General features: G+C 75.9%; 15 protein-coding genes and 1 pseudogene. 9 read left to right on the top strand and 7 right to left on the bottom strand.

What is annotated here, in order from left to right; genetic code table 11:
- From ACFP3R_RS11315 to ACFP3R_RS11305, 3 genes are all read right to left on the bottom strand, one after another.
- Positions 1-687: DUF5682 family protein (locus tag ACFP3R_RS11315; protein ID WP_380635297.1), on the bottom strand; the 687-nt coding region annotated here is incomplete at its 3' end.
- Complete coding sequence (locus ACFP3R_RS11310; protein WP_380635295.1) at positions 687-1763, bottom strand: ATP-binding protein; 1077 nt, start codon at positions 1761-1763, stop codon at positions 687-689. The genes ACFP3R_RS11310 and ACFP3R_RS11315, both read right to left, overlap by 1 nt.
- A 34-nt stretch (positions 1764-1797) precedes the next feature.
- Positions 1798-5430 carry a DUF4132 domain-containing protein gene (locus tag ACFP3R_RS11305; RefSeq protein WP_380635293.1) on the bottom strand — a complete coding sequence of 1211 codons (3633 nt, stop codon included), beginning with the start codon at positions 5428-5430 and terminating at the stop codon, positions 1798-1800.
- 85 nt (positions 5431-5515) lie between these two features.
- Here ACFP3R_RS11305 and ACFP3R_RS11300 point away from each other — a divergent pair, with 85 nt between their 5' ends.
- Positions 5516-6817 carry a CoA transferase gene (locus ACFP3R_RS11300; protein ID WP_380635292.1) on the top strand — a complete coding sequence of 434 codons (1302 nt, stop codon included), beginning with the start codon at positions 5516-5518 and terminating at the stop codon, positions 6815-6817.
- A gap of 193 nt (positions 6818-7010) precedes the next feature.
- Positions 7011-8648, top strand: a complete 1638-nt coding sequence (locus tag ACFP3R_RS11295; protein WP_380635290.1) for a serine/threonine-protein kinase — start codon at positions 7011-7013, stop codon at positions 8646-8648.
- A gap of 62 nt (positions 8649-8710) precedes the next feature.
- On the opposite strand, the gene ACFP3R_RS11290 is transcribed toward ACFP3R_RS11295, so the two are convergent.
- Both ACFP3R_RS11290 and ACFP3R_RS11285 read right to left on the bottom strand, forming a co-directional pair.
- Positions 8711-9652, bottom strand: a complete 942-nt coding sequence (locus ACFP3R_RS11290; RefSeq protein WP_380635288.1) for a GNAT family N-acetyltransferase — start codon at positions 9650-9652, stop codon at positions 8711-8713.
- 69 nt (positions 9653-9721) lie between these two features.
- Positions 9722-10636 carry a hypothetical protein gene (locus ACFP3R_RS11285; RefSeq protein WP_380635286.1) on the bottom strand — a complete coding sequence of 305 codons (915 nt, stop codon included), beginning with the start codon at positions 10634-10636 and terminating at the stop codon, positions 9722-9724.
- Between the two features lie 181 nt (positions 10637-10817).
- Between ACFP3R_RS11285 and ACFP3R_RS11280 the strand changes: the two genes are divergently transcribed.
- On the top strand, positions 10818-12977 hold the full coding sequence (locus ACFP3R_RS11280; RefSeq protein ID WP_380635285.1) for a M20/M25/M40 family metallo-hydrolase: 2160 nt from the start codon (positions 10818-10820) through the stop codon (positions 12975-12977).
- 21 nt (positions 12978-12998) lie between these two features.
- Here the strand turns inward: ACFP3R_RS11280 and manD are convergent, their stop codons facing one another.
- Positions 12999-14228 carry a D-mannonate dehydratase ManD gene (gene manD / locus ACFP3R_RS11275; RefSeq protein WP_380635283.1) on the bottom strand — a complete coding sequence of 410 codons (1230 nt, stop codon included), beginning with the start codon at positions 14226-14228 and terminating at the stop codon, positions 12999-13001.
- Between the two features lie 179 nt (positions 14229-14407).
- Here manD and ACFP3R_RS11270 point away from each other — a divergent pair, with 179 nt between their 5' ends.
- The 3 genes from ACFP3R_RS11270 (at position 14408) to ACFP3R_RS11260 (ending at position 17734) form a co-directional block, all read left to right on the top strand.
- Complete coding sequence (locus tag ACFP3R_RS11270) at positions 14408-15436, top strand: LacI family DNA-binding transcriptional regulator (RefSeq protein ID WP_380635282.1); 1029 nt, start codon at positions 14408-14410, stop codon at positions 15434-15436.
- Positions 15437-15502: 66 nt separating this feature from the next.
- Positions 15503-16375: an NAD-dependent protein deacetylase gene (locus tag ACFP3R_RS11265; RefSeq protein ID WP_380635280.1), complete on the top strand. Its 873-nt coding sequence runs from the start codon at positions 15503-15505 to the stop codon at positions 16373-16375.
- Between the two features lie 81 nt (positions 16376-16456).
- Positions 16457-17734: a hypothetical protein gene (locus tag ACFP3R_RS11260; RefSeq protein ID WP_380635278.1), complete on the top strand. Its 1278-nt coding sequence runs from the start codon at positions 16457-16459 to the stop codon at positions 17732-17734.
- Positions 17735-17859: 125 nt separating this feature from the next.
- Here ACFP3R_RS11260 and ACFP3R_RS11255 read toward each other — a convergent pair whose 3' ends face one another.
- A complete protein-coding gene (locus tag ACFP3R_RS11255) occupies positions 17860-18483 on the bottom strand; it encodes a class I SAM-dependent methyltransferase (protein WP_380635276.1) in 624 nt (207 codons plus the stop codon).
- A 474-nt stretch (positions 18484-18957) separates the two neighbouring features.
- Between ACFP3R_RS11255 and ACFP3R_RS11250 the strand changes: the two genes are divergently transcribed.
- From ACFP3R_RS11250 to ACFP3R_RS11240, 3 genes and pseudogenes are all read left to right on the top strand, one after another.
- The gene (locus ACFP3R_RS11250) at positions 18958-19782 is read left to right on the top strand and encodes a hypothetical protein (protein ID WP_380635275.1); all 825 of its coding nucleotides are present in this window, start codon (positions 18958-18960) and stop codon (positions 19780-19782) included.
- A complete protein-coding gene (locus ACFP3R_RS11245; RefSeq protein ID WP_380635273.1) occupies positions 19779-20723 on the top strand; it encodes a polysaccharide deacetylase family protein in 945 nt (314 codons plus the stop codon). The genes ACFP3R_RS11250 and ACFP3R_RS11245 overlap by 4 nt, the downstream gene beginning before the upstream one ends.
- A gap of 80 nt (positions 20724-20803) precedes the next feature.
- Positions 20804-21511, top strand: a pseudogene (locus ACFP3R_RS11240) (hypothetical protein); the annotation flags it as partial.

The raw sequence follows: 21511 nt of genomic DNA, 5'->3' as shown, positions 1-21511 counted from the left end.
GGTGGGGCTGGAGGTGGTGGGGTCGGGCGCGGCGGGACCGGAGGAGGTGGCGGCGGTGAGGGCGCGCAGTGCGGGGGTGTGGAACCCGCCGGTCACCACGAGCACCGGCCGGTCGCCCGCGTCGGCCACGGCCGCCCGCACCCACTCGGCCATGTGCGCCTCGCGCGCGGTGTCGGCCTCGCCCGCCGCGGTGTCGCCGCGCACCAGGTCGAAGTACGCGGTCAGCCGCTCGGCCAGCCCGGTCGGGTCGGCGACCTCCACCAGGTGGTCCCACAGCGCGTCCACGTTGTCCACGGCGAACTCGCGGCACAGCCGGTCCACCACCTCCGCGTACCGCAGTTCGGCGTCGGCGTACCGGTTGCCGCGGTCGGAGAACGCCGGGTGCCACGCGGGCAGGTCGATGAACGACACCCGCGCGCCGGCCTCGCGACCGGCGGTGAGCGCCACCCACTCCGGCGAGTGGTCGCAGAACGGTGTCCACGAGGCGTGCGCGCGGCCCCCGTCGCGGTGGTAGGTGAAGATCGCGATGGGCAGCTCGTGACCGAGCAGCAGCTCGTCGAGCCGGTCGTTCACGTCCGCCGGCCCCTCCACCAGCACGTGCGCCGGCCGCAGCGCCTCGATGGTCTCGCGGACCAGTCGCGCGCACGCCGGGCTGTGGTGGCGCACGCCGATGAAGACGGCGCCCATCAGCCCGGCAGCAGGTGGCGCGCCCGGTGCAGCGCCCGCCACTGCTCCCCGGTGCGGCGCGGCACCTGCTGCTCCAGGTAGCGGCGCAGCCGGGCCAGGTCGTCGGCGTTGTCCTTCGCCGCCGTCCCGGCCAGGCACTCCACCACGTCCTCCGGCGATCCCGCCTCACCGCGCAGGTACCAGCCGCGCAGGCCGACCGCGTGCGCCACGGACACCGCCTCGGCCGTGCTCATCACGGTCGACAGCCGGTCCGCCGGCTGCCCCGCGCCGCGCAGGTCGCGGAACGTGCGGACCAGCACCTCCAGCACGTCCCGGCGCGGCGGCACCCCGACCCCGGACCGCTCCAGCAGCCGGGTCGCCTCCTGCTCGACCAGCGCCAGCTCGGTGCGGAAGTCCGCGATCGGGAACACCGTCTCGAAGTTGAACCGCCGCTTGAGCGCCGCGCTCATCTCGTTGACGCCCCGGTCGCGGGTGTTGGCGGTGGCGACGACGGCGAACCCGTCGCGGGCGAACACCATGCCGTCCGGGCCGGGCAGCTCGGGGATCGCCACGACCCGCTCGGACAGCAGCGACAGCAGGCTGTCCTGGACCTCCAGCGGGCAGCGGGTGATCTCCTCGAACCGCACCACCTTGCCCTCGGCCATGCCGCGCAGCACCGGCGCGGGCACCAGCGACCGCGTCGACGGGCCCTCCGACACCAGCAGCGCGTAGTTCCACGAGTACTTGATCTGGTCCTCGGTGGTGGCCGCGCCGCCCTGGATCGTCAGGGTCGACCCGCCGCTGACCGCCGCCGCGATCAGCTCGGACAGCAGGGACTTCGCCGTGCCCGGCTCACCGACCAGCATCAGGCCCCGGCTGGTGGCGAGGGTGACCAGCGACCGGTCGACCAGCGACGGGTCCCCGACGAACTTCCGGCTGATCCCGGCCCGCTCGTCGCCGACGACGAACCGCCGCGCGGCCGACATGCTCAGCGCCCAGCCGGGTGGGCGGGGAGCCTGGTCGTCCTCGCGGAGCCGGGCCAGCTCGTCGGCGAACCGCACCTCGGCGGGCGGGCGCTGGAGCCGTGGATCGGTCATCTCGGGCACTCCTGGTCGCGGGAAGGACGGGCGGTCAGCTCGTCAGGGCGGTGAACTCGGCCAGCAGCTCGGAGGCCGTCACGGCGTCCAGCTCCCCGAAGGTCCGGCCGCTCCGGGGCCGCCACTCCCCGCCGCCGCCGTCGTTCACCCAGATGTCGGTCAGCTTCTGCTCCGGGAACTCGTGCGGAATTCCCACGGCGATGCCGGGGTCCAGGTTGACCACCACCGCGCCGCCGTCCGCCAGGGGCCTGGTGATCCAGCCCTCGACGCCCGCGTCCTGCGGCTCGCCCCGGACCCAGCCCCGCGTGGTCAGGCCCAGCAGCCGGCCCACCGGCACCACCGAGCCCTCGAAGCGCTCCAGCCGCGCCGCGCGCCGCTCCCCGTCGCCCAGCGCGTGCACCGGCCGCCCCAGCTGCGGGAACGGCTGGAGGATCTCGTAGTCCGCGAACACCTCCGACCACGCGGCCAGGTCGCCGCCCAGGTGCAGCGGGTGCGCCACCCCGACCCGCGCGTCCCCGGGCAGCGCGAAGGCGTCGTCGGACGCGTCGGCGAAGGTGCGGTCCTCGGCCACCCGGAACGACGCGCCGCCGTCGGTCACCCACACCAGCCGCCGCACCAGGTGCCACAGCAGCGGGTGGCCCACGAGCAGGTCGCGGAACTCGGCCGCGCTCCACCGGCGGCCCAGCACCATCGCCAGCTCCAGCCGGTCGACCTGGTCGGCGGCCACGGTCCGCACGTCCTTCTTCAGCACCGCGAACCGCTTGTGCTCGGCGGCCGCCTTCTCCTGGTCGTCCCTCGCGCCAGGCTTGGGCAGCTCCTTGCGCCGCTTGCCGTCCTCGTCGAGCACGAACGGCTTGAGCTGCTCGTCGAAGCCGACGGTGAACCGGCGGGGCCCGTAGTCGACCACCAGGGTCGCCGCGTCGTCCAGGCCGAAGTCGGGCACCAGCCGGTCCGCCAGCTGCTCGGCGGTCAGCCCGAGCCCCTCGGCCACCGACTCGACCTTCTCCTGGGCCCGCTGCTTGAGGCCCTTGAACCTGACCTTCCGCGCGATGCCGTTGAGCGACACCAGCGCCAGGTCGGTGCCGATCGCGGCCAGCACGTCCAGGCCCGCCACGGCCCTGTTGTGCTGGGACTCGCCCGGCCAGGCGCGGATCAGCGGGACCAGCGCCCGCACCGTGTCGTCGTCGCCGAGGGCACCCTGCGCGGTCAGCGCCCAGCCGTCCCCGGCGGGCATCCCGGCGGTGGTCCACAGCCGGAACAGCTCCCGGCCGAAGCGCGCCAGCGAACCGGGCTCGCAGACCTCCCGCACCACCTCGACGCCCGGGAACGACCCGTCCGGCCCGGTCAGCGCCAGCACGGTCAGCAGGTGGCGCACCGACTCGTCGGGCAGCGCCAGGCCGGTGCCCCGCGCGATCACCTGCGGCAGCACCGCCGGGTCCGCCCAGTCGCCCGGCACGGGCACCCTGGCGGGCAGCGCCGCCAGCGGGTCCGCCGTCAGCAGGTGCTCGACCGCCCGCCCGGCCTCCGGCCCCTGCTCGCGCGCCGCCTCCCGCGCCTGCTCGGGCACCAGCTCCAGCACCGCCTCCGCCGCGCGCCGGGCCGGGCCGACCGGCCCCACGGCGGCCGGCAGCAGCAACCGGGCCGCGGCCGAGGGGTGGCGGCGCACCCACGCCACCGCGGGCGCGCGCATGCTCTTCAACCGCACCAGCCAGTCCGCGACCAGCGCGGCCACCTCCGGCGACACGAGCGGCTGCACCAGGTCCGCGACGCCCGACGGCGGCCGGCTCGTCGCGACCAGGCAGGCCGGGCGCAGCGCGTCGACCCCGAAGCGCGCCACGACCGCCTTGGCGAGCTCCTCCACGCCCCACGACGCGGACGGCTCCCACCGGGCGAGCAGCGGGCGCACCAGCACCTCGGGCCCGTGGACGAGCAGCGCGTTGCGCGCCTGCCAGTGCAGCCCGCCGGTGTGGAACGACCCGGCGACCTGGTCCCAGCCGGGTGTCCCGGACCACCGGAAGCGGGCCTTCCCGTTGGCCAGCCAGGACTCGCGCTCGCCCTCCCGCCACTCGACCGCCCGGAGGTCGGGCGCGGTGAGGCCCTCGACCACCGGGGGCTTCACCACCCGGCGCTTCACCGTCCACGGTGGACGGACCAGCAGCTCGGGCAGGCCCTCGGCCGAGGCGGCGACCCGGCGCGCGGCCTGCCCGCGCACCTCCTCGACCACGGCCCGCTCCGCGTCGCCCAGCTCCACCCGGTCGGGCAGGTCGGGGTGGCGCTGGAGGTGGCCCCGCAGCAGCAGGCGCGCGGTGTCGCCGGACGCGGCGGCCAGCCGGCGCAGCGCCCGCGCGGGGTAGCGCCGGGACATCGCCAGCACGGCGGGCTGGACGCCCTTGCGGTCCAGCCGCCGCAGCAGCAGGTCGAACGCCTCGTCGACGGGCAGTTCCGCGAACACCTCCAGCAGCACCTTGCGGAAGTCCGCCGACAGGTCCTCGTCGAGCAGGGGCGCCAGCGCCGGGGCCACGGCCGGCCCGATGCCGTCGACCGCCGTGTGCAGCACGTCGGGGCGGGTCAGCCGCCACTTCACCGACTCGGAGGACAGGGCGCGCTCCAGCTGCCCGGCCGTCCCCAGCGCGAGCACCAGCTCCAGCCAGTCGTCCTGGTCGCCGCCCGCCTCGACCTCGGCGCACACCCGCTCCACCCAGTCCAGGCGGTGCGGCATCAGGTAGGTGACCGCGAACCGGGCCACCGGGTCGTCGAGGCAATCCTCCACAGCGGACCGGACGGCCTCCTCCTCGGCGTCCGCCGCCGCCGCGACCAGTTCCCGCACCCGGGCCGCCACCACGCCGGGCGAGTAGTGCCAACGCCGCCCCTGCGGCGGCGTGGCGAACCGGAGGGTGCGCGGCGTCTCCCGGCGCCCGGAGCTCGTCCAGTGCACCTGCACCCGCTTCGCCTCCACCGCCGCCCGCGCGGTGAAGGCCAGGCCGTGCTCGACCGCCCACGCGTCGGCCAGCCGGGCCAGCACCGCCGCCTGCGGGATGCCCTCGGCCGCGATGAGCTGCGCGACCACGCCCGCGCCGAGCGGTGTGGCCTCGCCCGCCAGGAGGGCCAGGGCGGCGTCGACGAGCTGCCGCTCGCTGCCCGGTTCGTCCAGCGCCTGCCATGATGTGGCGGGGAACGAGGCCAGCGCCGCGCGCACCGGCTCCACCGCGTCGGGGTCGGGCTTCGCGGGCCGCCGCACCTGCCCGCCGCGCCGGGGGTGCACGTGGCGCCACCACTTGCGCGGCAGCGCGAAGGCCGTCTCGTCCGGCAGGTCGGTGGTGGTGGGCGGTCCGGCGGGAGAGGGGGTGGCAAGGGGTGTGGCAGCGGGAGTGGCTGTGGCGGTGGGCGTGGCAACGGGTGCGGGTGTGGAGGTGGGTGTGGCGGCGGGAGCGACAGGTCCGGTGGCCGGTGTGGACGGTGAGCCGGCCACCTCGCGGTACCCCTTCTTCTCCTTCTGCGCCACCAGCTTCGCCACGTGCGCGGTCGCGGTGTCCTCGGAGGACAGCTCGGTGGCCTTCTCCTGGCCCGCCGAACCCAACCGGCCGAACCGGACGGTCACCACCGCCCCGTCCCGGGAGACCTCCCAGAACTTCGCGGACCCGCCCTCGACGAGTTCCCACCTGCGCACGTCACACCCCCTGCTCGACCGACCTGTGGCGGACCCTACGCGGCAGGTCCGACAATCCCGACGCCCCGCCGCGCACACTGGTTCCGTGGACGAGGTCACAGGACGGGTGTGGGCGGCGCTCGGCGGTTCCGCCGGGGAGGTGTCCTACCGGGGCGCGGGCGACGTGCTGCCCGCCCGGTTGCCGGTGCGGGAGGCGGCGCGCGCGACGGTCGGCGCGTGCTCGCTGGCGGCGGTCGGGCTGCTGGCGCTGCGCAACGGCGGACCCGTGCCGGAGGTGGTGGTGGACGAGGGCGCGGTGGCGGTCGCGTTCACCAGCGAACGGCACCTGCGGGTCGACGGGCGCGCGGGCGGGGCGTTCGCGCCGCTGTCCGGGTTCTGGCGCACGGCCGACGGGTGGGTGCGCACGCACGCCAACTACCCGCACCACCGCGAACGGTTGCTGAGCGCGCTGGGCGTGCCCGACGACCCCGACGCCCTGGCGCGGGAGCTGGCCGCGCGGCAGGCCCTGGAGGTGCAGGAGACCGCGTACGCGGCGGGCGGGCTGGCCGTGGTGGTGGCGACCGCGCCCGACCCCGCCCGGCGCCCCCTGGTGGAGGTCCGGCGCACCACCGGCGACCGGCGCGCGCCGCCCCCGGCGGACCGCCCGGCCGACGGCGTCCGCGTGCTGGACCTGACCAGGGTGATCGCGGGCCCGGTGGCCACCCGCGTGCTCGCGTTCCTGGGCGCGGACGTGCTGCGGGTGGACAGCCCCCGGCTGCCCGAGGACGCGCACGCGCACGCGGACACCGGTATCGGCAAGCGCTCCACGTCGCTGGACCTGGACGACCCGGCCGACCGGCGGACCCTGGACGCCCTGCTCGACGACGCGGACGTGGTGGTCACCGGCTACCGGCCCGGCGCGCTGGACCGGCACGGCCTGGCCCCCGAGGCGCTCCTGGCCGGGCGGCCCGGCCTGGTCGTGGCCCAGCTGTCCGCCTGGGGGTACGCGGGGGAGTGGGCGGCGCGGCGCGGGTTCGACAGCCTCGTGCAGGCGGCCACCGGCATCGCCGCGGTGGAGGGCGTCGACGGCGGACCGGGCGTGCTCCCGGCCCAGGCGCTCGACCACGGCACCGGCTACCTGCTCGCGGCGGCCGTGCTGCGCGGGCTGGCCGAGCCGGGCGGGCGGCACGTGCGGCTGTCGTTGGCGGGCACGGCCTCCTGGCTGCTGCACGAGGTCCGCGCGTCCGCGCCCGAGGGCGATCACGACCCCGGGCGGTGGCTGACCACGACCCCCTCGCCGTACGGGCCGCTGCGCCACGCCCTGCCGCCCGTGCGCTACGCGGGCGCGCCGACGACCTGGGACCGCGGGCCCTCGCTGTGGGGCTCCGACGAGCCCCGCTGGCGGTAGGCGCGGACCGGCTGCTGAACCGCCGCGTTCCGGATCGGGCCGGCGAAGGGGTCGGCCGTCCGCGCGACCGGGCGGATCAGCGTGGTGAGCGGACGAAAGCTTGCCTGAGGTGCTAGGACTGACACGCACGTTCGAATGATCACCTGATCGGGTAACCCTGGCGACGAACGTGCGCACGACGTTGGGAGCACCGGTGGAGGACCGCACGATCGCAGGCCGGTACCGGCTGACCGAGCGGATCGGCTCGGGCGGCATGGGCGTGGTCTGGCGCGCCGAGGACACGCGCCTGCGCCGCGTCGTCGCGGTGAAGGAGCTGCTGTCCCGCAGCGGGTTCGACCAGGAGTCGATCGACCGCGCCGTGCGCGAGGGGCGGATCGCGGCCCGGTTGCAGCACCCCAACGTGATCGCCCTGTACGACGTCGTCGAGCACGACGGCCACCCGTGGTTGATCATGGAGTACCTGCCGTCGCGGAGCCTGGCCGCGGTGCTGACCGAGCGCGGCACGCTGCCGCCCGACGAGGTGGTGCGGCTCGGCGGCCAACTGGCGGCCGGGTTGGCCGCCGCGCACGCGGCCGGGGTCGTGCACCGCGACGTGAAGCCCGGGAACGTGCTGGTCACGGAGTTCGGCACGGTCAAGGTCACCGACTTCGGCACCTCGCGCGCGGCCGACGAGGTGACCGTCACCGCGTCCGGGATGCTCGTCGGCACCCCCGCCTACCTGGCGCCGGAGGTGGCCCGGGGCGAGAAGGGCGGCTTCCCCGCCGACGTGTTCGCGCTCGGCTCCACCCTGTACGCGGCGGTGCAGGGCGATCCCCCGTTCGGGGTGGACGGCAACACGATCGCGCTCCTGCACCGGGTCGCGGAGGGCAAGTTCGCGCCGCCGGCCGACGCCGGTCCGCTCGGGCCGGCGCTGATGCGGCTGCTCGACCCGGACCCGGAGACCCGGCCGACCATGCCCGAGGCCGAGCGGATGCTCCGGGACGTGCGGTTCGACCACAAGCCCGACCGGACCGCGCTGCTGGCCACCCCGCTGGCCACGCTGACCTCGGTGGAACCCGGACCGGCCCCGCAACCGGTCGCGGAGCCGACGCCGGAACCGGTCTCGGAACCAGCTCCCCAGCCGACCCCGCCACCGACGCCGACGCCCACCCCGCAGCCGCAGCCGCAGGCGGCGCAGCGGCCCGCCGCCCCGCCGACGCCCCCTCCCCCGGCCGCGCCGCCCCCATCGTCCCCCGCTCCCGAGCGCGAGGAGCGGCGGGGCGACCGGAAGGCGTTGATCGCGCTGGGCGTCGTCGCGCTGGTCGCCGTCGCCGTGGTGGTCTACCTGCTCAACCGGGACGGGGACGACCCGGGGACTGCGGGACCGGACGGCGGCGCCACCACCACCACGCAGGTCACCACGACGGCCGGGCAGCAGCAGCCGCCCGTGGAGCCCACCGGCGAGCAGCCGCCCGGCACGACCACGACCACCACCCCGGCACCCGAGGTCACCACGACGCCCCCGCCCGAGCAGCCGCCCGCCGACGTCCCGGCCGACCAGGCCGTGGGCAACTACTACGCCCTGCTACCGGGCAACGACCTGGAGGCCGGCTACGCGCGGCTGACCGACGGCTTCAAGGCCCGGTTCGCGCCCACGTTCGGCGACTACCGGGCGTTCTGGGGCCAGATGAGCGCGGTCACCCTCGGCAACGTGCGGGCCGTGGGCGTGAACGAGGTGGCGGCGACCGTGACCTACCGGTACAAGGACGGCCGCAGCCAGGCCGAGCAGCACATCTACACCCTGGTCAAGACCGGGGGCGGGTGGCTGATCGACGGCCAGCGCTTCGCCTGACCGCCGGACCCGACCACGCGACCCGACCGAACCCACCGCCGGCACCGGCCCGCCGCGGCCGGTCAGGTCGGGAACGTGCCGCGCCACACGTCGATCACCAGCACCGGCCGCATCCCCGCCGACTCGTACAGGCCGAGCGCGGGCGTGGGGTTGTTCGAGTCGACGTGCAGCACGGTGCCGACCCGACCTTCCGCGGTGTCCAGGTGGAACGCGTGCCGCAGCAGGTGCCCGGCCACGCCCCGGCCGCGCGCCGCGGGCAGCACGCCCAGGTGGCCCACGTAGCCGCGGTCCTCGTCGGCGAACTGGTCGGTGCGCTCCAGGAACCCGACCGGCGCGCCGGCCAGCTCCGCCAGCCACAGCCCCGACCAGTCGAAGATCGACTTCCGGTCCTGCGCCTCGTGCCACTCGCGGTAGGTCTTCGGTGTGAACCCGAACTGCCCGGCGAACGACCCGTTCCACACCTCGTGCGCCGCCCGCCGCACCCCGTCGTCGTCGGCCCGGCGCAGCACCAGCCCGGCGATCGGCGCGGGCGGCGGCACGGCACCGGCGTGGTCGACCCGCATCCGGTGGAACGTCGTGCCGACCGCGAACCCGAGCGCCGCCACCTTCCCCCGCAGCGCCTCGTCCTGCCGGTAGACGCCCTGGTCCACGACCACCTCGGCGTGCCCGGCCGCGCGGGCGACCTCCCGGGCCCGCGCCAGCGCCCGCTCGAACAGCCAGTCCACCACGGCCGGCCGCGCGGACACCACGTCCACGTCGGCCCGCGCGCCGTCGCCGCGCCCCTCGACCGTCGCGTACCCCACCGGCTCGTCGCCGTCGAGGACCAGCCAGGCGTCGCGCGCCGGGTCGAGGCCGGGCCTGCCCAGCTCGTCGCGCACGTCGTCCAGGGTGTAGTCGCCGAACCCGATCACCGGGGTCGTGCAGGCGTGCACGAGCCGCAGGATCGCTTCGGCGTCGTCGAGGGCGGGCGGCCGGGCGGTGTGGCCGGTGGGGGCGGTGAGCACGGCGGACATGGTGCGCCGCGCCCACCGCCCGTGTCGACCGATATCACGCGGCCGGCGGGGCTCCCGGCGCTAGTCCGGCCACTCCCAGGCCACGCAGAACATGCCCGGCCCGAACCCCAGCGCCACCGCGTGCGTGTAGCCCTCCGGCGACACCGCCATCCGCTGGTGCTCGACCGGGTGCGACCCGTCCGGCTTGACCACGTACCGGCGGACCGACCTGGGCAGCGCCGCCGGGTCGAACTGCACCTCCACCGCGTAGTCCCGCACCGGGGTGCGGAACTGGCTGCAATAGGTGTCGTCGCCGCGCGGGTAGGGCGGGCCGTCGACCACCGACGCGTACTCGACCACGATGGTCTCGCCGCGCGCCAGCACCCGGTCGAACACCAGCTCCGCGGCCACCACCCCCTCCTCCTCCACGCGGACCACCCGGCCGAGCTCGCACGACCGGATCGGCTCGATCCGCGGCGCCGGGCCGGGCTGGGTGAGGTCGTGCACCGTCACCCACCGGTCGGCCCCGTCGCGCTCGGCGCGCAGCACCTGCCTGGTCCGCACGGTCCGCACGCCCCGGTCCGCCGCGATCTCCACGGCGATGTGCAGGGTGATCCTGCTCATCGCCTCGTCCCGGTCGACCAGGGACAGCACCGGCTCGATCCGCTCGCGGTCGGGCCACATGTCCTCCAGCCCCGGCGCGTCGACCGTGCGCCGGGTCCGCCCGCGCGCCCTGGGCTCGCCCAGCAGCCCGGTCAGCGACCCGGGTGCCAGCCCCAGCACCTCCTCCAGGTGCCGCACGGCCTGGATGGAGCCGCGCCGCTCGGGCTTGCTGCGGCCGGACTGCCAGTAGCTGAGCGCGGCGACGCTGATCTCCGTGCCCCGGTCGAGCAGCCGCTGCCGGATGCGGTCCAGGCCCAGGCCGCGGGCGGCGATCGCGGCGCGCAGCGCGGTGGCGAAGGGTTCCTCGGTGGAGACTTGGTCCCGGATGTCCATCTGGCCTCCTGATTCACAGCGCCGGCTGACGTTACGGGTCCGCCGCGCGCACCGGTAGCACCCCAGTCGTCCGTTCGGCGGCGACGCGCGCGGCGTCGGGGCATGTGCTGCGGGTACCCGAAAGCCGCGGCCCCGTCGCGGACCGGTTCCCGTCCGCCGCGCGGCGGTCTAAGGTCGGCCGGTGCTCCAGCGGACGTGGTCGGTGGCGGTGTTGCTCGTGGTGGTCGCGGCGGTGGGCGCGCTCGCCGTGCTGGCGTTCCGCCCGCCCTCCCCGCGCGCCGACGCCCCGCCCGCCGAGTTCGCCGCGGGCCGGGCCGAGGAGCACCTGCGCGCGGTCGCGCAGCGGCCCCACCCGATCGGCTCGGCCGACAACGCGCGGGTGCGCGAGTACGTCGCCGGGGCCGCCCGCGGGTTCGGCGCCGAGGTGTCGGTGGAGTCCGACGACGTGGTCCGCGCGTGGCGCGGGGTGGAGCGGGTCGCGACGACCCACAACGTCGTCGCCAGGGTGCGCGGCACCGACCCGTCCGCCTCCGGCGGCAAGGCGCTGCTGCTGGTCTCGCACTACGACTCGGTGCCCACCGGCCCCGGCGCGGCGGACGACGGCGCGGCGGTCGCGGCGATGCTGGAGACCGTGCGGGCGCTGGGGCAGCGGCCCGTGCGCAACGACGTGGTGTTCCTGTTCACCGACGGCGAGGAGGCCGGGACGCTGGGGGCCGAGGCGTTCGTGCGGCGGCACGGCGTCGGCGACTACGGCGCGGTGCTGAACTGGGAGGCCCGCGGCAGCGGCGGGCCGGTGTGGATGTTCGAGACTGGCCCGGACAACGGGCCGCTGGTGTCGGCGTTCGCGGCGGCCTCCGGCAGGCCCATCGCGAACTCGCTGGCCGCCGAGGTCTACCGGCTGATGCCGAACTACAGCGATTTCAGCGCGTTCCTCGCCGCCGGGGCGCGCGGGCTCAACAGCGCGTTCATCGAGCACGTCCACGACTACCACTCGCCCTACGACGACGTGTCGCGGCTCGACCGCGGCAGCCTCCAGCACCACGGCGACACGATGGTGGGCCTGGTGCGCGAGCTGGGCGACCGGGACCTGAGCGCGGCGGGCGGCGGGTCGGCGGTGTACTTCGACCTGTTCTCGCGGGTGCTGGTGCGCTACCCGGTGTGGTCGGCGGCGCTCCTGGCGGCCGTCACGGTGGGCGCGTTCCTGGTCCTGGTCGTGGTGCGGCGGCTGCGGGTGCTGTTCGTGGCCGGGGTGGCGGCGGGCGCGGTGGTCGTGGCGGGGGCGCTGACGTTCGCGCTGTGGGCGGCGGTGGCGGCGCTGCGGCCGGGCCTGGCGTTCCTGGCGCTGTCCGAGCCCCACGAGCGGGGCTGGTTCGTCGCCGGGTTCGCGGTGCTGGGGTTGGCGGTCCTGCTCGGCGCGGCGCGGTTGGTGCGGGGGCGTGCCCCGGAAGAGGTGGTCGGGGGCGTGCTGGTGCTGCCCGCCGTGCTGCTCGCGGTCACCGCGGTGCTCGTGCCGGGCGCGAGCTTCCTGTTCCAGTGGCCGCTGGCGGTGGGCCTGCTCGCGCTGTGGCGGCCCCGCCTCGCGTTCCTGCCGCCGCTGGTCGCCGCCGCGGTCTACCCGCCGCTGGTGGGCACGCTGCTGGTGGCGCTGGGGATGCCGATGGCGGCGGTGGGCGTGGTGTTCGCGCTGCTGGCGGGCGTGCTGCTGCTGCCGCTGCTCGGCGGGCTGCCGCGCCACGGCGCGCTGGTCGTCGGCGCGGTGGCGGTGGCGCTGCTGGCCGCGGGCACCCTGCGGTTCGGGTTCAGCCCGGCCGAGCCGCGGCCGAACGCGCTGGTCTACCGCCTGGACACGGAGGCGGGCCGGGCGGACTGGCTCTCCGGCGACCCGGAGACCGACGAGTGGACCCGGCGGGTGCTGGGGGAGGACCCGGAACGGGTCGCCGCGCCGCCGCTGCCCGAGCCGGCGCTGCGGGCCGACGCCCCGGTGCTGGACCTGCCCGCCCCGACCGCCGAGGTGCTGCCCGGCCCCGGTGCGCTGCGCCTGCGGATCACGCCCGGCGAGCGGGCCTGGCGCACCCACGTGACGCTGCCCGGGGGGAGCTGCCGGTTCGGCGGGCACCGGTTGGGCGGCCGGCAGCTGGAGCTGTACGGCACCGCGCCGCGCGAGATCACCTGCGAGCTCGCCCCGGGCGAGCCGGTGGTGGTGGAGCTGGTGGACCACTGGGTCGGCCTGCCGCCGGGGGCCGCCGACCTGGTCGGCGCCCGCCCGCCCGACACCATGCCGGTGCAGTCGGGGAACCGCCCGTACGACGCCGCGCTGGTGCGGGCCGTGTTCCGCGGCTGACCGCCCGTCTGCCGCACGCGCTCACCAGTCGTGGACGGTCCCGTCCGCCAGGCGGTTCACGGGGAGGTACGCGGCGCGGTAGGGGAACCGCGCCGCCGCGTCCAGGTCCAGTTCCACGCCCAGCCCCGGGGCGTCGGACGGGTGCAGCAGGCCGGCGGTGAACGTGTACGAGGTGCGGAAGACCTCCAGCGTCCGCGCGGTGTGCGGCATGTACTCCTGGATGCCGAAGTTGTGCACCGCCAGGTCCAGGTGCAGCGCCGCGGCCATGCCCACCGGCGAGATGTCCGTGGGCCCGTGCAGCCCGGACCTGGCCCCGTGCACGGCGGCGTAGTCCAGCAGCTTCCTCATCGCGGTCACGCCGCCGGTGTGGGTGACCGCCGACCGCACGTAGTCGATCAGCCGCTCGCCCAGCAGCGTGGTGTAGTCGTGCACGGAGTTGAACACCTCGCCGATGGCCAGCGGGGTGGTGGTGTGCTGCCGGATCAGCCGCAGCGCCGCCTGGTCCTCGCCGGGGGTGGCGTCCTCCAGCCAGAACAGGTCGTAGGGCTCCAGCGCCTTGCCCAGCCGGGCGGCCTCGATCGGCGTCATCCGGTGGTGCCCGTCGTGCAGCAGCGGCAGCTCCGGCCCGAACTCGTGGCGCACCGCCTCGAACACGCCCGGCAGGTGCCGCAGGTACGCGCGGGTGTCCCAGACCTCCTCGACCGGCAGCGCGGTCGGCCGGGCCGGCTCGTAGTCGTACCGGTCGCCGCCGCCCGCCGCGGACGACGCGACGCCGTAGACCGTTCCCAGGCCGGGGACGCCGGTCTGCACCCGGATGGCCCGGAACCCCCGCTCCAGGTGCAGCCGGATCGAGTCGAACAGCTCCGGCAGGTCCCGCCCGGACGCGTGCCCGTAGGCCAGCGCGCCGACCCGGCACGCGCCGCCCAGCAGCTCGTAGAGCGGCATTCCGGCGGCCTTGGCCTTGATGTCCCACAGGGCCGTGTCCACGGCGGCGATCGCGGCCATGGTCACCGGACCGCGCCGCCAGTACGCGCCCCGGTACAGGTACTGCCAGGTGTCCTCGACCGCCCGCGCGTCCCGCCCGAGCAGCAGCGGCACCACGTGGTCGGCCAGGTAGGACGCCACCGCCAGCTCCCGGCCGTTGAGCGTCGCGTCGCCCAGGCCGACCAGGCCGTCCTCCGTGGTCACCCGCAGGGTCACGAAGTTGCGCCCCGGGCAGGTCACCACCACGTCCGCCGCCGTGATCCTCACTCGTTCCTCCGCACTCCCGCACCGGACTTCCCCCGGCCCCGGCCCGCGCACGTCGGTCGCCGGTACCCGCGCGCCGCCCGAGCCGGTGAGCCTGCCCGGACCGGGCCGCACGACACAGGTATATCGTTTTACCAAAAATCAGTCGAGCCCTGTTCAGAGCCAGGTGTACCGTTTTCCGCGTGGGAGGAAGTGGCAAGCCGACGATCTCCGACGTCGCCTCGCTCGCCGGCGTGTCCGTCTCGGCCGTGTCCAAGGTCGTCAACGGCAAGAGCGGCATCTCCACGGCCACCCGCGAGCGCGTGCTGGCCGCGGCCGCCAAGCTCCGGTGGACGCCGTCGGCCACCGCGGTCGCCCTGCGCGCCGCCAGGACCCGCGCCCTGGGCATGGTCCTCCGGCGCGGGCCTGGCCTGCCCGGCACGGACCCGCCCTTCACCCTGTTGGTGGACGGCATCGAGCGTGAGCTGACGCCCCGGGGCTACGGCCTGCTGCTGCACGTGGTCGGCGGGGAGCAGGGCGCCGAGGAGGCCGCCTACCGCAGGCTCGCCGAGGAGGGCCGGGTCGACGGCGTGCTGCTCACCGGGAGCCGGGTCGGCGACACCCGCTTCGCGCTGCTGCGCGACCTCGGCCTGCCCGCCGTGCTGGTCGGCACCCCGTGGGACGACGACCCGATCCCGTCCGTCCGGGCCACCCACCCCGACCGCGGCATCCGCCAGGCCGTCGAGCACCTGCTGCGGCACGGCCACCGGCGCATCGCCTACCTGTGCGGCCCCGGGAGCCGCGTGCACACCCACCACCGCAAGCGGGTGTTCAAGGAGGTGCTGGGGGAGAACGGTTTCGTGCCCAGCCCCTCGGTGGTGGACGGCGATTTCACCCCGGCGGGCGCGGCGGTGGGCGTGGCCGACCTGCTCGCCGGCCCGCGCCCCACCGCGATCCTGTTCGCCGACGACTCGATGGCCGTGGCCGGCCTCAGCGCCGCCCGCCGGCTCGGCGTCGACGTGCCCCGCGAGCTGTCCGTCATCGGCCACGACGACCTGCCGCTGAGCGAGCTGGTGCACCCGCGGCTGACCACGGTGCGGCAGGACCTGGTCGGCCTCGGGCAGGCGGCGGCCCGGGTGCTGCTCGCCGCGCTCGGCGAGGTCGAGGACGCCCCCGTGCGGGTCAACCCGCCCGAGCTGGTGATCCGCGAGTCCACCGGCCCGGCCAGGTGACCCCGGTCCCGCGGCCGCGCGCCACGAGACCCCGGGATGTCGGTCCGGCCACGTAACCTGGGTGCCATGCGCACACGGCCGACGCTGAGCTGGACGGCCACCGGCGCGCCGCTGCCGCGCACCACGAGCCTGGACGAGGTCGTGCGGGCGCTCGCGGCGGGCCGGGTCCTGGTGCTCAGCGGCGCGGGCCTGTCCACCGAATCCGGCATCCCCGACTACCGGGGCGCGGCGGGCAGCCTGCGCAAGCACACCCCCATGACCTACGAGGAGTTCGTCGGCAGCCCGGCGGGCCGGCGGCGGTACTGGGCGCGGAGCCACCTCGGGTGGCGCACCATCGCCCGCGCCCGACCCAACGCGGGCCACCTCGCCGTGACCCGCCTGCACGCCGCCGGCCGCGTGACCGGCGTGATCACCCAGAACGTCGACGGCCTGCACCAGGCCGCGGGCACGCCCGACGTGGTCGAGCTGCACGGCAGCCTCGACCGGGTGATCTGCCTGGACTGCCGCCGCACCGGCCCCCGCGAGGAGCTGGACCGCAGGCTGCGCGCGGCCAACCCGGACTTCGCGGCCGAGGCGTCCCGGATCAACCCCGACGGCGACGTGGACCTGGCCGAGGCCGAGGTGCGCTCGTTCCGGCTGGTCGACTGCGCCGACTGCGGGGGAGTGCTCAAACCGGACGTGGTGTTCTTCGGCGAGAACGTGCCCAGGCCGCGCGTCGAGCGGTGCGGCGAGCTGGTCGACGGGGCCGCCGCGCTGCTGGTGCTGGGCTCCTCGCTGACGGTGATGTCCGGCCTGCGGTTCGTCCGGCGGGCGGCGACCTCGGGCACCCCGGTCCTGATCGTCAACCGGGGCGAGACCAGGGGCGACGCGCACGCGTCCGTCCGCGTCGACCTGCCCCTGGGGCAGGCCCTGACCACCCTGGCCGACCTGCTGGCCTGAGGTCGGGGCCGGCGCGGCACAACGTGTGTACTCCTCAGTAGGGTGAACGGGTTCTTCCCGACCCGATCCCGGAGGAGGCTCATGAGGAACCGGAACGCGGTGTCCCTGCTCGCCGTGTCCGCGGTGCTCACCGCATCCCTGACCGGTCCCGCGACCGCCGCGGCGGCCACCGCGCCGTCCCTGGGCGACTTCGTCCTGGTCCCGAGCAACGCCAACCTGCACTCGGTCGTCGGCCTGCTCGACGAGCAGCTGCCGAAGCTGGGCGTGCAGAACATCCTGCTCCAGGCGAACCGGACCGACGCGCCCAAGGGCGCGGACTGCACCTCGCCGGCGTTGAACACCAACGACCGCCACGTGGTGGGCAAGTTCTGCTTCAACGAGGGCGACACCAACACCACGCAGTGGATGCCGCAGGGCGTGACCACGGTCGCCGACGCCCAGGACGACGAGCTGTGGGGGGACGAACAGGCCATCCTGGTCAGCTGGTACAACAAGGACACCTCGCCCGCCAAGGGCGTCCGGGTGTCCTTCCTGGACACCGACACGGGCAACTACCAGCACGTGCTGCTGGTCTACCCCTTCGTCAACAACTCCGGCAACGCCTCCTACGAGGCCGTGACCACGCCGCAGTCCGGCGACGGCGGCAGCGTCCACGCGGGCGGCATCGTCTGGTACGGCAACTTCCTGTACCTGGTGGACACCCGGCGCGGCATCCGGGTGTTCGACATGCGCTACATCTTCGACGTCAAGTCGGCGGCCAACGGCGACGTGACCGACCCGGACCGGGTCGGCAGGCAGGACGGCACCTTCTACAGCTACGGCTACCGGTACGTCATGCCCCAGACCTACGGGTGGAGCAACCCGAGCGGCCTGGCCTCGTTCCCGCCGGACCACGGGTGCAACGCCTCCGGCCCGCAGAAGTTCTCCTACATCTCCCTGGACCGCAGCACGGAGCCGGACCTGATCACCACCGGCGAGTACTGCTCCGACCTGGGCGACCCGGACCGCAACGGCCGGGTGGCGACCTGGCCGCTGAACTTCGTCGACGGCACGCCGCTGACCGACGGCAACGGGCTGTGGCGGGCCCGGAGCGCCGACCGCCTGCCCAAGCCGAGGGTGCAGGGCGCGGTGTCCTTCGCCAACCGCTGGTACCTGCACAGCACCGGCGGCGGCACGACCGGTCCCGGCCACCTCCAGGCGGCCGTCCGCGGCGGCATCGGGGTGCTCGCCACCGACGGCGCGGAGCACGACGTGGCCATCGGGGTCGAGGACCTGTCCTACTGGTCGAGCCGCAACCAGCTGTGGACCGTCACCGAGCACGACGGCAAGCGGATCGTCTACGCCACGCCGCGTCCCTGACCCGGGGTTCCCGGCGGGTCCGCACCTCGCGGGCCCGCCGGGACCGCTCCCGGGGCCTGCTCCTGGGGCCTGTTAGCTGGGCCTGTTCGCGGGTCCGCCGTGATCCGGTCCCGCCGCCCGCCGGGCTAGCGGCCCCGGCGCAGCCTCAGGACGTGGTCCGCGCGCGTGCCGGGCTCGCCGTCCGGGCCGGTCAGCTCCCGCACCACCGACTCGTCCACCTCGACCGACCAGCCCTCGTCGAGGTCGAGCCCGGCCAGCACCTCGGCGTTGGTGGGGAAGTGGTACTCCGGGCGGTCGCCCACCTGCCAGGTCGGCCACCCGGCGTGACCGACGACCAGCAGCACCCCGCCGGGCGCCACGGCACCGGCCGCCCGCGCCAGGATGCGGTTCCGCTCGCCCTCCGCCTCGGTCGTCGAGTGCAGGAACTGCGCCGACACCAGGTCGAACTCCCCGGCCGGGAACGACAGCGACAGGTTGTGGCGCTGCCACTCGACCCGCTCGGCCAGCCCCGCCTCGGCGGCCCGCGCCCCGGCCCGCTCCAGCGCGACGGCCGACACGTCGACCGCGGTGACCCGCCAGCCCCGCGCGGCCAGCCACAGCGCGTCCCCGCCCTCCCCGCAGCCCAGGTCCAGCGCCGTGCCGGGGGTCAGCTCGGACACCTCGCGGGCCAGCAGCGGGTTGACGTTGCCGGTCCAGACCCGCTCGTGCTCGCGGTAGAACGTTTCCCAGAACTCCTCGGTCGTGGTCATGCCCCAATGCTCCGCACCGGCCCGCGTCGGTGACAACAAAAGTTGCTGATCCGGCAACAGCGGAACGATCTTGGGGCGGCGCGGGTGGGCCGGATCGGCCTTGGGTGGGCCGGCGTGGGTGGGCCGCGCCGGTTCCGGGTGGGCCGGCCTGGTCCTGGGTGGGTCACGCCGGTCCCGGGTGGGCTACGCCGGTTCCGGGTGCGCCGCGCCGGTCCCGGGTGGGCTACGCCGGTCCCGGATGGGCCACGCCGGTCCCGGGTGCGCCGCACCGGCGCAGTGGTGAAACACCGCGGCTGACCGGGCCGGCTCACCCGGATCGGGGTGGCGGCGGCCAACCCGGGCGGCCGATAAACCGTTGCGTAATCAGGGAGTTCACTCACTCGTGTAGTTGCCTATCGCTCGAAAGAGAAGCCGCCTCCCGCGTCCTACGCTGCCCCTCCGAACATCGGATCGCCCCCGCTGGGGAAGGGTCGCGTGACTGGTTACCTCGAACTCGCCGCGTCCGCGGTGATGTACGCGCTGGGCGTGGTCGCCCAGTCGGTCGCCTCCCGGCGCGCCGACGACGACCTCGGCGGTCCCGGCCTGCTCGCCCGGCTCGCGCGCGACCGCCTGTACCTGCTGGGCTTCGCCGGTCAGCTGGGCGGGTTCGCGCTGGCCTTCCTCGCCCGCGCCGACCTGCCGCTCTACCTGGTCCAGGCCGGGTCCTCGTGCGCGGTCGGCCTGGCCACCCTGTTCGGCGTGCTCGTCCTCGGCTGGCGGGTGCGGCCGGTGGAGGTCGCCGTGCTCGCGGTGATGGCGCTGGGGCTCGTGCTGCTGGTGGCCGCCGCGACGCCGTCCACAGCGCGCGACCTGCCGCCGCTCGCCGCGTTCGTCCTCTTCGGACTCCCGCTGGCGCTGCTCGCCGCGGCGCAGCGGAAGGTCCGCGCCGTGGTGCCGCTGGCGGCGTTCGCGGGCCTCGCGTTCGCCGTGGTCGCGATCACCAGCCGCACCATCGCCGACGAGCCGCTGCCCACCCTCCCGCTGAACGCGCTGGCCTGGCTCATGGTCGCGGCCGCCCTGGTCGGGCAGTCCTACCTCGCCCTGGGCCTGCGGCGCGGCTCGGCCACCTCGACCGCCGCCACCATGGACGCCACCACCGTCGTGGTCACCTCGGTGATCGGCATCGCCGCCCTCGGCGACCGCGTCGTGCCCGGCCGCGAGTGGTGGGTCGTGCTCGGCGTCGGGCTGGTCGTGTCCGGCGTCCTGCTGCTCGGCTCCGCCGACCGGCTCGCCGCCACCCCCGTGCGGGTGGCCGGATGAGCACCGCCAGCGTCTCGCTGGACCTGGACAACCTCTGGGCCTACCTGAAGACCCACGGCGACCCGGAGTGGGAGCGCCGGCCCAGCTTCCTGGGCACCGCCGTGCCGCGCCTGCTGGAGGTCTTCGGCGCGCACGGCCTGACCACCACCGTGTTCGTGGTGGGCGCGGACGCCGAGCGCGACGACGGAGCCGCCGCCGTGGCCGCGGTCGCCGCCGCCGGCCACGAGGTCGCCAACCACTCCTACGGGCACGAACCCTGGCTGCACCGCTACTCCCGGGCCGAGCTGGAGACCGAGCTGGTCCGGGCCGAGGACGCGATCACCGCCGCGGGCGCGCCCCGGCCCCGCGGCTTCCGCGGTCCCGGCTTCAGCGTCACCCGCGAGCTGCTGGAGCTGCTGGCCGAACGCGGTTACGACTACGACGCCAGCACCCTGCCCACCTGGATCGGCCCGCTGGCCCGCGCCTACCACAACCGCACCGCGCCGGGCGGGGGCGACCGCGACCTGTTCGGCGGCTTCGGCCGGGTCCGCGCGCCCAACGCCGCCTACCGCTGGCGCGTCGGCGCGGGGCTGGTCGAGCTGCCGGTGACCACGATGCCGCTGCTGCGGGTGCCCGTCCACGGCTCCTACCTGCTCCAGCTGCACCAGCTCTCGCCGCGCCTGGCCCGCGGTTACTTCACCACCGCGGTGCGGCTGTGCCGGGCGCGCGGGGTGCAGCCGTCGCTGCTGCTGCACCCCACCGACGTGCTGGGCGCGGCCGAGGCGCCGGGCCTGGAGTTCTTCCCCGGCATGGCGGTGCCGGGGGCCCGCAAGGTCGAGTTCCTGGGCTGGGTGCTCGACGTGCTGCGCCGGCACTTCGAGGTGGTGGGCACCGGGGAGCACGTGCGCCGCCTGGCGGGACTGCCCGACCGCGACGCCGCACTGCTGGCGCGGTCCGGATGACCGGACCGCTCGCCGCCGGCCGCCCGGCCCCTGGACCTTCGGCCGCCGAGCCCTCGCCGGCCGGGCCTCCGCCGGCAGGCTTGCCGCCGGTCGGGTCTCCGCGGGCCGGGCTCTCGCCGGCCGGGTCCTCGCCCGCCGGCCGCCCGGCCGCCGGATTCCCCACCACCGGTTCGCCGACCGGCCCCCTGGCCACCGCCCTCCTGCGGGCCTTCGCCTGCGCGACCGTCTTCGCCGCCCCCCTGGAGGGCTACCTGCTCCAGTGGCACGGCCAGCTGGCCAAGCTCCCGGCCGCGCTGCTGGTGCTCACCTGGGCCGCCGTGCGCGTCCGGCACCGCACGCCCCCCGCGCCGCACCCCCTCCACGCCCTGCTCGGGCTGCTGGCGGTGGTGCTGCTGGCGTCCTCGGCGCTGCACGCCGGCGGCACCTACACGGTCGAGTACGCCCTCCGCTGGCTCCCGTTCCTCCTGCTCACCACGGTGCTGGTGGACGTGGTGGCCCGCGAGGCCCCGCCGCGGTGGGTGCTGGGCGCGGCGGTCGCCGGCGCGGTCGTGGCGGCGACGGGCGCGCTGCACAGCCTGTTCGTGGCGGGGGAGACCCGCGCCAGCGGCCCGCTGGAGGACCCCAACGACCTGGCCTACTTCCTGGTCGCCGCGCTCCCGCTGCTGGTCGCCCTGCGGCCCCGGGCGGGCGGCCGGGCCGCGACCGCCGGGCTCGCGCTGGTCGCCACCACCCTCGCCGCGGGCGCGGCGGCCACGTTCTCCCGGGGCGGCGCGCTCGCGCTCACCGCC

Origin of the sequence: Saccharothrix lopnurensis, from assembly GCF_042658445.1 — a bacterium.
Lineage (GTDB): Bacteria > Actinomycetota > Actinomycetes > Mycobacteriales > Pseudonocardiaceae > Actinosynnema > Actinosynnema lopnurensis.
The sequence above is the reverse complement of the archived record's forward strand: the minus strand, read 5'-3'. Positions and strand labels throughout refer to the sequence as shown.

Coding starts and splice junctions, on each gene's coding strand:
- ACFP3R_RS11310 (WP_380635295.1), bottom strand. CDS start 1,763: ATGACCGATCCACGGCTCCAGCGCCCGCCCGCCGAGGTGCGGTTCGCC.
- ACFP3R_RS11285 (WP_380635286.1), bottom strand. CDS start 10,636: ATGGACATCCGGGACCAAGTCTCCACCGAGGAACCCTTCGCCACCGCG.
- ACFP3R_RS11265 (WP_380635280.1), top strand. CDS start 15,503: ATGCGCACACGGCCGACGCTGAGCTGGACGGCCACCGGCGCGCCGCTG.
- ACFP3R_RS11260 (WP_380635278.1), top strand. CDS start 16,457: ATGAGGAACCGGAACGCGGTGTCCCTGCTCGCCGTGTCCGCGGTGCTC.
- ACFP3R_RS11255 (WP_380635276.1), bottom strand. CDS start 18,483: ATGACCACGACCGAGGAGTTCTGGGAAACGTTCTACCGCGAGCACGAG.
- ACFP3R_RS11245 (WP_380635273.1), top strand. CDS start 19,779: ATGAGCACCGCCAGCGTCTCGCTGGACCTGGACAACCTCTGGGCCTAC.